The organism is Sulfuriflexus mobilis, assembly GCF_003967195.1.
Lineage (GTDB): Bacteria > Pseudomonadota > Gammaproteobacteria > AKS1 > AKS1 > Sulfuriflexus > Sulfuriflexus mobilis.
Genome location: NZ_AP018725.1, coordinates 750,491 through 764,719 on the forward strand (window position 1 = coordinate 750,491; position 14,229 = coordinate 764,719).

At 52.0% G+C, this 14,229-nt stretch carries 11 protein-coding genes and 1 riboswitch; of the genes, 10 read left to right on the forward strand and 1 reads right to left on the reverse strand.

Features of this window, described 5'->3' with window-relative positions; all coding sequences use genetic code 11:
• Positions 1 to 33 precede the first annotated feature (33 nt).
• Positions 34 to 852 (reverse strand): M90 family metallopeptidase, encoded by an 819-nt coding sequence (locus tag EL386_RS03890; protein ID WP_126453618.1) that lies wholly within the window; start codon positions 850 to 852, stop codon positions 34 to 36.
• Between the two features lie 253 nt (positions 853 to 1,105).
• Here EL386_RS03890 and EL386_RS03895 point away from each other — a divergent pair, with 253 nt between their 5' ends.
• The 10 genes from EL386_RS03895 to EL386_RS03940 all read left to right on the forward strand — a co-directional run bounded on the left by EL386_RS03895 (position 1,106) and on the right by EL386_RS03940 (position 13,744).
• Positions 1,106 to 1,582: a CDP-archaeol synthase gene (locus EL386_RS03895; protein WP_126453620.1), complete on the forward strand. Its 477-nt coding sequence runs from the start codon at positions 1,106 to 1,108 to the stop codon at positions 1,580 to 1,582.
• A 22-nt stretch (positions 1,583 to 1,604) separates the two neighbouring features.
• Positions 1,605 to 2,180, forward strand: a complete 576-nt coding sequence (locus EL386_RS03900; protein WP_126453622.1) for a CDP-alcohol phosphatidyltransferase family protein — start codon at positions 1,605 to 1,607, stop codon at positions 2,178 to 2,180.
• A gap of 142 nt (positions 2,181 to 2,322) precedes the next feature.
• Positions 2,323 to 3,243 carry an amidohydrolase family protein gene (locus EL386_RS03905; protein WP_126453624.1) on the forward strand — a complete coding sequence of 307 codons (921 nt, stop codon included), beginning with the start codon at positions 2,323 to 2,325 and terminating at the stop codon, positions 3,241 to 3,243.
• Positions 3,244 to 3,356: 113 nt separating this feature from the next.
• Positions 3,357 to 4,457 (forward strand): efflux RND transporter periplasmic adaptor subunit, encoded by a 1,101-nt coding sequence (locus tag EL386_RS03910; RefSeq protein WP_126453626.1) that lies wholly within the window; start codon positions 3,357 to 3,359, stop codon positions 4,455 to 4,457.
• Positions 4,454 to 7,525, forward strand: coding sequence for an efflux RND transporter permease subunit (locus tag EL386_RS03915; protein WP_126453628.1), 3,072 nt, complete (start codon positions 4,454 to 4,456; stop codon positions 7,523 to 7,525). The genes EL386_RS03910 and EL386_RS03915 overlap by 4 nt, the downstream gene beginning before the upstream one ends.
• A 297-nt stretch (positions 7,526 to 7,822) precedes the next feature.
• Positions 7,823 to 8,023: a cold-shock protein gene (locus tag EL386_RS03920; RefSeq protein WP_126453630.1), complete on the forward strand. Its 201-nt coding sequence runs from the start codon at positions 7,823 to 7,825 to the stop codon at positions 8,021 to 8,023.
• Positions 8,024 to 8,131: 108 nt separating this feature from the next.
• The gene (locus EL386_RS03925) at positions 8,132 to 8,392 is read left to right on the forward strand and encodes an RNA recognition motif domain-containing protein (RefSeq protein ID WP_126453632.1); all 261 of its coding nucleotides are present in this window, start codon (positions 8,132 to 8,134) and stop codon (positions 8,390 to 8,392) included.
• Positions 8,393 to 8,574: 182 nt separating this feature from the next.
• Positions 8,575 to 9,072: a GNAT family N-acetyltransferase gene (locus EL386_RS03930; RefSeq protein ID WP_126453634.1), complete on the forward strand. Its 498-nt coding sequence runs from the start codon at positions 8,575 to 8,577 to the stop codon at positions 9,070 to 9,072.
• A 215-nt stretch (positions 9,073 to 9,287) separates the two neighbouring features.
• Positions 9,288 to 10,646 (forward strand): efflux RND transporter periplasmic adaptor subunit, encoded by a 1,359-nt coding sequence (locus EL386_RS03935; protein WP_126453636.1) that lies wholly within the window; start codon positions 9,288 to 9,290, stop codon positions 10,644 to 10,646.
• A gap of 2 nt (positions 10,647 to 10,648) precedes the next feature.
• Positions 10,649 to 13,744, forward strand: a complete 3,096-nt coding sequence (locus EL386_RS03940; protein ID WP_126453638.1) for an efflux RND transporter permease subunit — start codon at positions 10,649 to 10,651, stop codon at positions 13,742 to 13,744.
• A 176-nt stretch (positions 13,745 to 13,920) separates the two neighbouring features.
• Positions 13,921 to 14,145, forward strand: a riboswitch (cobalamin riboswitch).
• Positions 14,146 to 14,229 lie beyond the last annotated feature (84 nt).

Consider the following 14,229-nt stretch of genomic DNA (forward strand, 5'->3'; position numbering starts at 1 on the left):
CCGTTTATTCCGGCAGTATCGAGGTGCGGTGGTTCATGAATACCAGTCAGCCGGGTCTATTTTATAGAACACCCGAAGTTCCTCGTATAACGCGGGTTTTTCTTTCTTCAGGATCAGTGGTTGTTCAAAGAATGTTTCGGTAACGACGGCAAAGAATTCTGCCGGGTTGGTTGCGCCGTATGAATTAATGAGCGATTTTTGATGGTGCTCAACCAATCGCTGTAGTTCGGCATACTCACGGCTCAATACACGTGCCCAGGCCGTGTATTGAGAACGTCTGGCCAGTAACGGTGCGCCATCTGATTGCGGGTTCTCCTGATCCAGCTGGTGGGCGAATTCATGTAATACCACATTATCCCCATCGCCCTGGTCACTGGCCCCCTGCCTGACATCACCCCAGGACAAGACCACCGGGCCGCGTCGCCAGGACTCACCCAAACGCGCCTTTTTCTGCCGGGTTACGACCAGGCCGTCACTGATGATTTCCTCCGCAACATAGGTGTCCGGATAAACAAGGATAGTACTGAGCAGGGGGTAGTAGTCCGTCTCACGGTTCAACAACAACATACAGGCCTGGGCCGCGATGGTGAGCCGGATCTCATCCGTCACTTCCAGGCCCGCACACCCTACAAACTGCTTGTCATGCAGAAACACCTGGATGTGCCCGTGCAGTTGTTTCTGTAATGCAGCGGGCAGTAATGCATAGAGGGGGAAATTCCGTTTCAGTATGCTGAGCCAGTCGCCGGGCAGGGGCGTGGCCAGCAAGGCACGGCGCTTGCGCGCGCGTAACCACCTGCTCGCAAACCAGACGAGAATGATGAGGGTGACGATCGCAAGCGGCCAGGCGGGCATGTATTCAGTATTCTCCTATAGTTGACTAATGGGGCAGTTTTATAGATGTTCCAGGACAATTCACGGCTTTATATACAAGTACAGCATACAATGTCAGCACAATCATCGTGTCTTGAGACATATATCGTTATTAAGAATCGCATTAGCGGGCCCCTTTAGCGTAAATCATGGCCCCTCACACAGGGTCTGATAGTATGGACCATGAAAAGTGGTTCAGCCGCCTTTATTTTGAGCAACAGGGTGTGAACAATACATGATGCTTGAATTATTATTACTCATATTAGTCGCGAGTGGGGCACCTGTAGTTATCAGTTACCTGTTCCAACATCGGGCCTCATTGCCGGTTGATTTTGGGCTGATGTTGGCCGACAAACAACGCTGTTTCGGTGAGCATAAAACATGGCGCGGCCTGTTCGCCTCGGCGATTGCCACCATATTCCTGGCCAGACTGCTGGGGTTTGATTATTTAACCGGTCTTCAGGTGTCTTCCCTGGCGATGACCGGTGATCTGTTTTCCAGTTTCATTAAACGTCGCCTGGGCAAAAAGGCTGGGGCAAGATTTTTATTCCTGGATCAGGTGCCGGAGTCATTACTGCCCGCCTGGTTATTCATGGAGGAATTTAGTCTGGGGTGGGGGCAGGTGATAGGGATGGTTGCTGCATTTATTGTTATTGAACAGGTTCTGTCAGTACTGTTTTATAAACTGGGTGTGCGAAAAAGCCCTTACTGAATAATATCGAGTGAGCAGCATAATGAATAAAAAAGATTTTCTAAGCCCACCCAATATTGTCAGTCTTGTGCGTATTGTTATGTCACCGGTTCTTTTGTGGCTGGCATGGCATCAAGAACCCTTTTTATACATGCTGGCATTATTGTTTACCCTGTTTACGGATGTGCTGGATGGGTTCCTGGCGAGGACATTAAACCAGGTGACCAAGTTGGGTGCTCGCCTGGATAGTTGGGGTGACTTTATTATTTACACAACCCTGGTCGTTGCTGCATGGTGGCTCTGGCCCGAGATCATTATTGAGGAAATAATAGCGGTGCTGGCGATTATTATCAGCTTCGCCATACCTGTAGCTATAGGCCTGATTAAATTCAGAACCTTAACCAGCTACCATACCTGGGCGGTAAAAATTGCCGTGTTTATAACAATCGTGTCGTATGTCGTGACTTTTATGGACTGGGCGCGCTGGCCTATTTACGTGGCGGCAACGGTCGCGGTGCTGGCGGCGATTGAGGAAATTGCGATCACCCTGGTTATGCGCCATGAACATGCAGATGTGCGATCAATCTGGCATGCCTTGAAATATTATCGCGATAATTAATGGACGCGACGGTAGACAAAGAGAACCGATGGCAAATTACGCTCCAGCGCATTTTGACAAAACGACTTGATCTGGATTACGGCACCACATACGGGTGCCGATAGAGTAGGTCTGGTGCCGGCCGATAACGAGGGAAAAAACCATGAAACACACTCTTCAGGTATGTTTGTTGCTTTTTATCGGCGGTTTCCCGTTGTGGTTAACGGCGACGGAACTCTATTTTGTGGATGCCCACAGTCAGGTGGACCACGAGGTTGGGGACCTGGCGTTAATCCTGCGGCGTATGGATGCGGCCGGTGTTGACAAGACGATCCTGGCAAGCCGCGGCAGACGTCCGCATGCAGACATTGCCAACATGGCGGCAATGTACCCCGAGCGTATTGTTGCCGCCATCCGCACCAAGGGTGGTGTCTATCGGCAGAATAACCCGAAGTTTTATAAAAAACTGCGTAGACGGGTAAATAGCGGCAACTACTCCGCGATGGCGGAGGTGCTTATTTATCATGCGCAAAAGGGCAACAAGGCCGAAGAGGTAGATGTGCCATTGACCGACCCGAGGGTGGATGCCGTATTGCAGGCCTGTCTTGAGAAGGGCTGGCCAATGTACCTGCATATTGAGTTTGCCTCACTGCATGGGGACAAGCGCAGGCAAACCATGCAGGCACTGGAGCGGTTTGTGGATGCGCAGCCGGCGCATCCCTTTGTGCTGACCCACATGGGGCAGTTGAATAGTGATGAGGCAGGGCCACTGCTGGAGCGGCATAATAATCTGTATTTTATGGTGGCCCACACCAATCCGGTGATCACCCGCCAGTCAAACCAGCCGTGGACGGAGATGTTCTCCGGCGATTTTCTTAAAGATGACTGGAAGCAGTTGATGCGCCAATATCCGGAGCGCTTTATCTTTGCCCTGGATAATGTTTGGCAGCGGCACTGGCAGGAATTTTATATCCCGCAAATGGCTGTGTGGCGCAAGGCCTTGGCAGAATTGCCTGATGAGGTGGCTCACAAGTTTGCCCACGGCAATGCCGAACGGTTATGGCGGTTGTCGCCACAGCGTTAATTCATGACCTCTGGCGGATTCATATCACCTACTTATGAGTCGGTTGATTATATTGGTGACGTGCGGTATATATCAGCTGCCCTTTAGCAGCCATTCAACAGGAACTCCATAGCATGTCAAAACGATTGATTATCGCCATGATATTACTGGTTATTATCACCGTGGCTGTGGCTGGATATATATATTGGCAGGCTGTACAGCGACAAGCCGCGAAACCACAGGGTTTTCCGCCTGCCATGATTTCGGCGACCGAGGTTAGACCGGAAAACTGGCAACCCTCGCTGCAATCCGTCGGCTCACTGGTGGCAACCAATGGCATTAATGTGAGTACTGAAGTTAATGGGATTGTCAGTGAAGTTGTCTTTAAATCCGGACAACCGATTGAGCAGGGTCAGGTGCTTATCCGCCTCGATGATGCCGTCGACGAGGCAGCATTGGAGGCCCTGCGTGCAGAGCGTAAACTAACACAAGTGCAGTTCCATCGTGCCAAGGACCTGCTAAAAAAACGCGTCACCTCAAAATCGGAATACGACGAGGCAGAGGCACGCTACGACGCCGCAACGGCCCGCTTAAAACAGCAGGAAGCGATCATAAAGCGGAAAGTGATTCGCGCACCGTTTACCGGTTTGGCCGGGATACGGCAGGTTGACCTTGGGCAGTTTATCGAAGCGGGTGACCCAATCGTGAGCCTGCAGGCATTGAATCCCATCTATGTTGATTATACCTTGCCGGAGCGCCACCTGACCCGGATTAAAACCGCCCAGGTGGTGAAGGTTCACCTGGATGCCGTGCCGAACCAGATTTTTAGCGGCGAAGTCAGTGCCGTAAATTCTGGTATTGATATCGGTACGCGCACGTTGAAAGTCCGCGCCACATTGGACAATACCGACAGTATCATGCGTCCCGGTATGTTCGCGCAGGTGGAGACCATCACCGATGCGCCTCAGCCGGTGTTGACGCTGCCGTATACGGCGATCAGTTTTAATACTTACGGTAATTTTGTGTTTGTCATCAACAAGGATGATAAAGGCATGCTCACGGTCAAGCGTACACCGGTTGAAACAGGTGAGACGCGTAATGGGCGTGTCGTTATCAAGGGCCTGCAGGTGGGTACACAGGTTGTACGCACCGGCCTGGTGAAGCTGCGCGATGGTATCCCGGTGAAAATTGATAACCAGGTGGAACTCAACGATGCAGAGATAACGGGCGAATGAAATTTACTGACATTTTCATTCGCCGCCCGGTGCTGGCGACGGTTGTCAGCCTGTTGATCCTGTTACTGGGGTTGCGCTCGCTTGGGTTGCTGGAGGTGCGCCAGTTTCCATTAATCAAGAATACCGTTATCACGGTGACCACTGCCTACCCCGGGGCCAGTTCTGAACTGGTGAAAGGTTTTGTGACAACACCGCTGCAACAGGCGATGTCCGAGGCCAATGGTATAGATTACATTTCTTCCACCAGTTCACAGGGGCAGTCGACGATCGAGGCGCAGATGCGCCTCAATTATGATCCGAATGCCGCGGTAGCAGAGATTCTCGCCAAGATTGCCAGCAAGCGCGGCGAACTACCTGCCGAGGTTGAAGACCCGGTCATAGAGTCGACCACCGGTGACCGTACGGCGCTTATATATCTGGCGTTCTTCAGTGACAAGGTACCGCGGCCGCAAATCAGTGATTATGTACTGCGTGTGATACAGACACAATTGCAGGCCTTGCCCGGCGTTGCCAAGGCACGCCTGTTTGCCTCGCAGTTTGCCATGCGCATCTGGCTGAACCCGCAACGCATGGCGGCATTGGGCGTGACCGGTGAGGATGTTGTCAATGTGTTGCGCAACAATAACTATCAGGCGGGTATCGGCTCGACCAAGGACAAATACGTCACAATTGACCTGACTACCACCACCGATATCAATGCCCCGGAAAACTTCCGTAAACTGGTGGTGCGCAGTGAAAACGGCACACTGGTGCGCCTGCAGGATATTGCCGAGGCCGAGCTCGGTGCCGATGACTATAACACCACCACCTGGTACAAAGGCATACCCTCGGTCTTTATTGGTATTGAACAGGCACCGGGCGCTAATCCCATTACCGTCGCCGATGCCGTTAACGATTTGATCCCAAAAATGGCGTCACAGTTACCGGCAGGCATGCAGGTCAAGGTGCCGTATGATGCCAGCCAGTTTATTAAATCCTCCATTGATGAAGTCTACAAGACCATCATTGAGGCCATGCTGATCGTGCTGGTGGTGATTTATCTCACCCTCGGTTCACTGCGTGCGGCGATTATCCCTGCTGTGGCGGTGCCCCTGTCGATCATCGGTGCCGCCTTTATTATGTATCTACTGGGTTATTCACTCAACCTGCTTACGTTGTTATCTATGGTGCTTGCCATTGGTCTGGTGGTGGATGATGCGATCATTGTGGTTGAAAACGTGCACCGGCACATAGAGCGTGGTGAACCGCGGATGCAGGCGGCATTAATGGCGGCACGTGAACTGGCCGTACCCATTATCGCCATGACCACAACCTTGCTTGCCGTGTATGCCCCCATCGGTTTCCTCGGTGGCCTGACTGGTGCATTGTTTATTGAATTTGCTTTCACCCTAACCGGCGCGGTGTTGATCTCCGGTGTGATTGCCTTAACCCTGTCACCGATGCTGGCGTCGCGCGTATTAAAAGAGCACGGTGAGGAAGGTCGCTTTGAACAATTGGTGGAAAGGGCCTTTACCTGGTTATCCGACAGTTATGGGCGGGTGTTACATAAAACACTTAATGCTGTGACGGTCGTAGCCATGCTTGGTGGCCTCATCCTGGTTTCTAATTACCTTATGTACATGAACAGCAAAAATGAACTGGCACCTGATGAAGACCAGGGTATCCTGTTTTTCAGTTCCACCGGCCCGCGCACGGCGACACTGGAATATCTTGAAGCCTATGGCGGGCAGATCCAGTCCAGTTTTGAGACCTTTCCAGAATACAATGACAGTTTTTACATCCTCGGGCGCACACCGGGGCAGATCTTTGGCGGCTTCAAGATGAAGCCGGCGGAAGAACGCGAGCGTACGCAAAAAGAAGTGCAAGGTCCCCTGTTTGGTGTGCTTGGCCAGGTGTCGGGCCTGCGTAGTTTTGTGTTTCCACGCCCGAGTATCCCGACCCCTTCGCGTGGCGCACCCTTGCAGTTTGTGGTGACCACCGACCGCAGTTACGAGGAACTGGTTGAGGTTGCAGATCAACTCTTGGGCCAGGCTATGGCCAGTGGCCGTTTTTTGTTTCTGGAAAAATCGATTGATATCGATCGGCCCACCATCAGTATCGAGATCGACCGTGATCGTGCCGGTGACCTGGGCATCAGTATGGCAAGTATCGGGCGGAATCTGGGAACCTTGCTGGGCGGTGGTTATGTGAATCGCTTTAGCATGGAAGGCCGCAGTTACAAGGTGATTCCCCTGGTGTCACGCGATTACCGCCGCGATGCAGAGATGCTCAACGATTATTATGTCCGCAGCGCCGCCGGCAACCTGGTGCCGTTATCGACCCTTGTCACCATGAAGCAATCGGTGGAACCCACCGACCGCACCCAGCTCCAGCAATTGAATTCGCTTACCATTCAGGGGGTGCCCCGCCCCGATGTGGCCCTGGGGGATGCACTCGAGCACCTGACTGAATTGGCGACACAGATTCTGCCCAAAGGCTATGGCTATGATTATCTGGGTGATTCACGCCAGTATGCGCAGGAGAGTTCGGCCCTGACGCTGACCATGTTGATGTCGTTACTGGTTATTTATCTGGTGCTGGCGGCCCAGTTTGAGAGCTGGCGCGATCCGGCGATTATTCTTGTATCGGTGCCGCTGGCTACAGCGGGTGCGCTGATCTTTATCATGCTGGATGTGAACGCACTGTCACTGAATATCTATACCAAGGTCGGTTTGATCACCCTGATTGGTGTGGTGGCGAAAAATGGCATTCTGATTGTTGAGTTTGCCAACAAACTGCAAATAAACGAGCGCCTCTCCAAACGCGCTGCGGTAGAAAAAGCCGCCGCCATTCGCCTGCGCCCCATCTTCATGACCTCGGTCTCTCTGATTGTTGCCATGTTTCCCCTGTTGACGGCCGCTGGGGCCGGTGCGGTGAGTCGCTTCCACATCGGCCTGACCATCGCCGCCGGCCTGGGGATCGGTACCTTCTTTACCCTGTTTATCCTGCCGGCGTTTTACATTTTGCTGGCAAAGGATCATAACCGCGATCGCCCTGAACAGGACTTGTTAACGGATAAACAGGAGTAACAAGGAGGCCTGATGTCGGCCGGGGGCATTAATAGGTTGCGTATCTCATTGATTACATAGAACAATCACACTCTATGGTCCTTGTCTCCCCGGGGGCATGATTTCCCCCAAATAAGCCCCCAGTCTGGCCGTTAATAGTGCTTGCTAAACGGGCGGGATTCTCCTATAGTTCATGTAGCTACAGATTTTGTTATCGGCAATTTTGGTTGTTGCCTTAGTGTTACCCCCCTGATTCCTCGTTTCATTACCTGTATGCAGCACTCTAATATTGTTTAATTTATTCAAGGTACAAAGATTATGGCTACAGGTACAGTAAAGTGGTTTAACGAATCGAAAGGTTTTGGTTTTATTTCTCAGGATGACGGCGGCGATGATGTATTCGTACATTTCAACGCAATCCAGGGCTCGGGCTTCAAAACCCTTGCTGAAGGCCAAGCGGTCACCTATGAAATTGAAAAGGGTCCTAAGGGCCTGCAGGCAGCTAATGTTACTGCCTAAGCAAGACCTCATCGGATAAACCGATACCAAGAACCCCGCTCCGGCGGGGTTCTTTTTTTGTGGCACAGTAAGTCACAGCAGCCGGCATAGCCGAAAAGGTGAACTGCATTGAAAAAAATATTTATTGGCAGTTTGCCTGCCAGCGCAAATGAGGAAGACCTGCAGAGCCTGTTTTCTGAATTTGGTACCGTGCGTTCATGCAAACTGGTGATGGATGTTTTTTCCGGCCAGTGTAAGGGCTTTGGTTTTATCGAAATGGAAGGCCATGAGGCGCGTGCCGCTATAGCCGGCCTGAATGGCAAAGACTTCAACGGCAAGCCCATGAAGGTTAACTTTGAGTCTCCCAAGCCGGGACGCGGACGCCGTTAACAACTAAACCGGGCCCCGGGATCTGGCGCCTATTACGCAGCCTGGCCCACCCAGTCAGTACATTCTGTTCTACTCCGATGGGTGTTGTCTGCCACGCACTTGTCGATCAAGACAATCTCACTCCGCCTATCAAACTGACTTCATCTTTTGCTATTCTCATGGTGAATAGATGAAGGATAGAAATGTCGCCGCTAAGCATAATCGTTCGTCCGGCCACCACAACCGATCTCGATGCCATTAATCGCGTCATTGAGGCGGCAGTGATGACATGGAAACTGCCTGAACGGGTCAAGCGCCTGTTCCTGTCCAGCTACCGCTATACCGTACTGGACTTTAAACATTTAGAGGCAGTGGTGGCAGAGGATGAGCAGAAAAAAATTATTGGTATTGCCGCCTGGGAACGGGCCGATGCCAAAGATAGCCCAACAGGGCACACGGCCCTGTTGTTACATGGCATCTATGTTGAACCGTCGCATCACCATCAGGGCATTGGTCGCCAACTTTTTAGCGCGGCCGAAGTGGCTGTTCGTAACCAGCAGTGTGATGGCCTGCTGGTTAAGGCCCAGGAGGACGCCAAGGGTTTTTTCATTTCACAGGGAATGTGCAGCCTGCAGGTCGAAGACCCCTCGCGTCAATATGCAAACCGTTTCTGGAAGGGCATCGATCAACTCACAAGGTAGTCGTTTTCCGTTCTGCTTACGCCAGGCATTTTAGCGAATGCATCGCTCACGGTATTTTTCGGGCTTGCTGCGATATTTCCTTCCCCCCAGCCCTGCCTGACAGCTAAAACTCAGTCCAGAGTCACCAGGGTCTTGAGTCGGCTTTATGTCGATTAATAGAGGTCTTGTGTTACATTCTACTAACGGACTCAACCATAACCTGATGTGATTCGGCTATGAAAAAATATCTGCAAAAACCCTATATTCTATTTGCTGCTATGGGTCTCGGCGCACTCATTGCAATCGCATTGGTGATGGGGCGTGCGCCCCTGAATCATGCCGGCACGGAGATGCCCAGAAAAAGTGTTGAGGTCATAACAGCAAGGCGTATCCCTTTTAGCGCAAAGGTGACGGCTTACGGCAATGTAGAACCCACGGTGACATTGCAAACCCTGGCCGAGGTCAGCGGAAAAATCAGTTTTGTACATCCAGATCTTAAACAAGGCAACAGTATCGCTGCCGGCACCGTGGTGGCGCGAATTGACCCGCAAGATTATGAGGTAACACTGAAGCAAACCCAGGCCGACCTGGCTGGCAACAAATCTTCCCTCAGGCAGCTGCAGGTGGAACAGCAAACGACACAGCGTTCCCTGGACCTGGCAGAGAAAAACCTGCAAGTGGGAGAAAAAGAGTTGCAGCGTATCCGTAGTGTCTGGGAGCGTAAACTGATCGCCCGCTCAGTCCTTGACGCAGAGGAACAGAAGGTCATTCAACTCCGTCAGCAAGTATCTGAACTACAGGGTCAGCTCAACACCTACGCCACTCGCAAGGCCACGGTGCAGTCCCAAATCACGCGTGCCGAGGAGCAGGTCAAGGGCCAAACGACCACGCTGGGGCGTACTGAAATTACCTTGCCCTTCAGCGCACGTATTGGTGCGGTATCCATCGAAAAAGGTCAGTTTGTAAACATTGGCACGATGTTGTTCGAAGCCCTGGATATCAATGGTGTGGAGGTCAATGCACAGTTACCGATTTTGCATATGCGCTCCCTGGTGGCTCACATGGAAGGCAATACGTTTGATAGCACGATGATGGGTAAGTCCCAGGACATGCTCGCCAGACTGAATCTTTCGGCACGGGTGACCCTGGTAGGGGACATGCCAGATGCCTGGTGGGATGCCGAGGTGTTGCGCTTTAGTGAATCCATTGACCCTACCCGACGTACCCTGGGCATCGTAGTGGGGGTAGATCGTCCCTATGAAAAAATGATCCCTGGTCGAAGGCCGCCACTCTTAAAAGGTATGTTTATGTCCGTGGAGCTTTATGCTCCGATGCATGAAGCCTTAGTGATCCCACGTAAGGCGGTACATCACGGGCGTGTCTATGTGGCCAATAGCGATGATCGCCTTGAGATCAAAGCCGTTGATATTCAGCAGCGTCAGGATGATCTTGTGGTGATCAGTGGCGGACTGCAGGAAGGTGACCGGCTTATTATTAACGACCTGGTCCCGGTCATCGAGGGCATGCCACTAACGCCGATAGTTGCCAGCGACTACGAAAAGGCATTAGCTAAGCGCGCCAGCGGAACGGAATAATTATGATCCGTTATTTTGCCAGTCACCAGACCGCAGCCAATATCCTGATGTTTGTCATCCTGCTGGCCGGGCTGCTCGTTTTGCCCACCCTGAACAAGGAGACCTTCCCTGAAATCGACACCAACAAGGTACAAGTCACCGTGCCGTATCCGGGTGCCAGTCCTGGCGAAGTGGAAGAGGGCATTTGCAACCGCCTGGAGGATGCAACCGATGGCATCAGTTTTCTGGAAGAGCAACGTTGCGAGGCCCGTGACAACATCGGCATATTGACCCTGGACATGCAGGAACAAGGCAACATCCGGCGGTTTCTGGATGATGTCAAAGCCGCCATCGATGGTATTAGCGATTTCCCGGAGAATGCCGAGGAACCGGTGGTTGAAGAACTCGGCCGCACAAAGCCGGTGGTCAGTGTCGCCATTAGTGCGGACCTGGCCCAGCCAGAACTGAAGGCCCTGGCCGAATATTACCGAGGCCGCCTGCTGGCCCTGCCGGGAATCCCGATTGTGACCGTCTCCGGTTTTTCTACCCACCAACTCAGTGTATTGGTCAAACCGGAAAATCTGCGTCAGTATCAATTAAGTATTGAAGATATCGCCAACCGTATTAAAAGCCAGTCCATAGATATGCCGGCAGGTACTCTGGATAGCGATGAACGCTCCTATCAGATACGTTTCCTGAATGAACGTCGTAGCGTAGACGAACTGGCGGACCTGATCATCCTCGACAACGTCAATGGCGCCCAATTGCGCCTGGGCGAAATAGCCCGCATCGTCGACGATTTCACCGACGAGGAAATGCGTACTGATCTAAATGGCAGACCCGCTGCAACCCTGCAGATCAGTAAAAATCTCAGTGATGATACCCTTACCGTATTCAATGCGGTGAAAAAATTTGTCGATGAGGAAAATGCCCGTCTGCCGCAGAGCACCCGCCTGGTTATTACCCAGGACACCGCTTCTATCGTTCAGGATCGCCTGAGCCTGTTGCTGAAAAATGGCTGGCAAGGCTTGATCCTGGCGACCCTGGCCCTGCTGATGTTTTTTACCTGGCGCTACACGTTCTGGGTCGCCCTGGGACTACCCATCTCCTTTATCGGTGGCCTGGTGATGATGAGTGCCTTTGGTATCAGTATTAACATGATTTCCATGGTCGCCCTGCTCATGGCCATCGGCATCCTGATGGACGATGCCATTGTCATTTCCGAAAGTATTGAATCTGAATATCGAAACGGTAAAGGCCCACTACAGGCTTCAGTGGATGGTATTAGTAAAGTCGCCCGTGGCGTGTTCTCGTCATTCACCACCTCAGCGATACTGTTCGGCAGCCTGTTGTTCCTCAAGGGTGATATGGGGCAGATCATGGGGGTATTGCCGGTGGTATTACTGAGCGTACTTACTATCAGCCTCATCGAAGCCTTCCTGATCCTGCCGCATCACCTAAAACATTCACTGGAACGTCATCACGAGCAGCAACGGGCCAACTGGCGTACTCGTTTTGAGGCAGGCTTCGATCGCCTGCGTGATCGTGTCGGAGCCATGGGCGACATGGCGATTCGTTTTCGTTATGCCGTACTCGGCGGGGTCATTGCCCTGTTTATTATCTCCATTAGCCTGATTCCGGCGGGAATGATTAAATTCAAATCCTTTCCGGATCTGGAAGGAAACATTCTCGATGTCCGCCTGATCATGCCGCAGGGCACACCTTTCTCGCGCACAGAGGAGGTCGTCGCAATTCTCCTCGACAGCCTGCAGAAATCCCTGGCACAACTACCGGAGGAAGATGACGCTAAACTGGTTAAAAATATTCAGGTCTCTTACAGCAGTAATGCCGATGCCGGCGAAGAGGGTGTGCATCTGGCCACCATTAGCCTGGACCTGCTGGATGCTGAAATACGTAAAAACTCGCTGAATGACCTGCGACGTTTATGGTTGGAGACCACACCGACTATTGCCGATACCATTTCCATTCAATACAAAGAGCCTGCCTTCGGCCCGGCGGGACAGGCGATTTCCATACGCCTGCAAGGCCAGGACCTTGAAGAATTATCCAGGGCCTCATGGGAACTGCAGAACTGGTTAAAGGGTTATCCGGGGGTCTCCAATGTCATGGATGATCTGCGACCGGGCAAACCGCAGTTCAGTGTCAAGCTCTATCCGGGCGCCCTGAACTCGGGTCTCGATGCACAGCAAGTCTCGTTACAGTTGCGTGCCGCCTACCAGGGCACCAAGGTCAGTGATGTCTATCAGGGGCGCGAGGCCTATGAGATAAATGTCAAACTGGACAGCGAACCGAAAAATGCACTGAACGATTTTGAAAGCCTCACTGTCTTTTCCAAACAGGGAGAGGCTATACCGCTGGCGGCCATTGCGCAAATTAACGAAGTGCGGGAATTTTCTCGTATCGTACGCATCAATCATCAACGCACCATCACCATTTCTGGCGATATCGATAGCGAAATCACCAATACCAATGTTGTGATCAACGACAGCAAAAAACGTTTCCTGCCCCAATTACAAAAAGCTTATCCCGGCCTGCTATTCAGTCTGGAGGGCGAAGTAAAAAATGCCAGCGAAACCAACACCTCGGTATTGAGTGGCTTTATTGCCGGTATCGCCGGCGTGTTTCTGCTGTTGAGCCTGACGTTCCGTAATTATCGGGAACCGCTGGTGGTATTGATCAATATCCCACTGGCCCTCATTGGCGTTATCTGGGGTCACCTGCTCATGGGGCTGGACCTCAGTCTGCCGAGCATGGTCGGTTTCGTGTCTCTGGCCGGTATTGTGGTAAACGATTCAATCCTGCTGGTGGAGTACGTAAAAATCCACAGTCGTGAAGGCATGGCGTTACATGATGCCGCGGGTCAGGCCGTGCGGGATCGTTTCCGCGCCATCTTCCTGACCTCAATCACGACCGTCGCCGGTATGTTCCCGTTACTCTTGGAAACCAGTCTGCAGGCCCAGGTATTGGTTCCACTGGTCGCCAGTGTCGTATTCGGTATGATTGCGTCTACCTTTCTTACTTTACTGGTACTCCCGGCCAGCTATACCATCATGGAAGACCTTGGGTTTGTGGAAGTCGCAGAAAACGAAAACGGATAACACGTAAACGTTACAGGCCTGCAATCATATTTTGCCTGTCTGCTAAGTAAAACAAATAGTTGAGCACACGGCAGTGCAAATTATTTATTTACCCAGGGTCATTGTGCATAGTGCGATGACGCTGTGTGTGCGTTTTTTTATCTCCTTTCTTGACTTGCCGGCAGAATCACAATACTGTCAGCAAAGTTGCTTCAGGTGTTCGATGGGTATCCACCCAGAGAATGAAACGGGAAGCCGGTGCGTACTGGTAATAATCAGCACAATCCCGGCACTGCCCCCGCAACGGTAAGCGAGTTTTGGCGGATCATACAGTCACTGCGTTTCGACGTGGGAAGGCGATCCGACCAGGTAGACATCTACCACTTGCGAGTCCGGAGACCGGCCTGAAGCCATTGGTTCGCATTGCGGAGGGCGATGTTGCGGCTGACAGGTCGTTTTGCCTGTTTCCGTCTGATTTTTTCCTCTGTAGATGCCTATATGTCACT

What these genes read in the sequence shown, in the direction of transcription:
- EL386_RS03890 (WP_126453618.1), bottom strand. Translation starts at nt 852, where the DNA reads ATGCCCGCCTGGCCGCTTGCGATCGTCACCCTCATCATTCTCGTCTGG.
- EL386_RS03895 (WP_126453620.1), top strand. Translation starts at nt 1,106, where the DNA reads ATGATGCTTGAATTATTATTACTCATATTAGTCGCGAGTGGGGCACCT.
- EL386_RS03900 (WP_126453622.1), top strand. Translation starts at nt 1,605, where the DNA reads ATGAATAAAAAAGATTTTCTAAGCCCACCCAATATTGTCAGTCTTGTG.
- EL386_RS03905 (WP_126453624.1), top strand. Translation starts at nt 2,323, where the DNA reads ATGAAACACACTCTTCAGGTATGTTTGTTGCTTTTTATCGGCGGTTTC.
- EL386_RS03910 (WP_126453626.1), top strand. Translation starts at nt 3,357, where the DNA reads ATGTCAAAACGATTGATTATCGCCATGATATTACTGGTTATTATCACC.
- EL386_RS03915 (WP_126453628.1), top strand. Translation starts at nt 4,454, where the DNA reads ATGAAATTTACTGACATTTTCATTCGCCGCCCGGTGCTGGCGACGGTT.
- EL386_RS03920 (WP_126453630.1), top strand. Translation starts at nt 7,823, where the DNA reads ATGGCTACAGGTACAGTAAAGTGGTTTAACGAATCGAAAGGTTTTGGT.
- EL386_RS03930 (WP_126453634.1), top strand. Translation starts at nt 8,575, where the DNA reads ATGTCGCCGCTAAGCATAATCGTTCGTCCGGCCACCACAACCGATCTC.
- EL386_RS03935 (WP_126453636.1), top strand. Translation starts at nt 9,288, where the DNA reads ATGAAAAAATATCTGCAAAAACCCTATATTCTATTTGCTGCTATGGGT.
- EL386_RS03940 (WP_126453638.1), top strand. Translation starts at nt 10,649, where the DNA reads ATGATCCGTTATTTTGCCAGTCACCAGACCGCAGCCAATATCCTGATG.